Source organism: Frankia sp. Mgl5, assembly GCF_023242985.1.
GTDB lineage: Bacteria > Actinomycetota > Actinomycetes > Frankiales > Frankiaceae > Parafrankia > Parafrankia soli.
Map to the genome: position 1 here is coordinate 1 of NZ_JALKFY010000158.1, position 264 is coordinate 264.

Below are 264 nucleotides of genomic sequence, written 5' to 3' on the forward strand. Positions count from 1 at the left end.
GTAGACAACATCCCGTTTGTGGCCACGATGATCCCAATGATCAAGGAGATGGGGGCACTCGGCATACAGAATCTGGACCCGCTCTGGTGGAGCCTTGCGCTGGGTGCATGTCTGGGCGGAAATGGAACGCTAATCGGCGCCAGCGCCAACGTGATCGTAGTGGGAATGGCGGCAAAAGAAAAACATCCGATCAGCTTCCTGAAGTATTTTGTCATTGCTTTTCCGCTGATGCTGGTCAGCATCGCGATCGCTCATCTGTATGTC

1 pseudogene is annotated in these 264 nt (G+C 53.8%); it reads left to right on the forward strand.

The features are described from left to right. Positions 1-264 (forward strand): annotated as a pseudogene (locus tag MXD62_RS08800) (hypothetical protein); the annotation flags it as partial.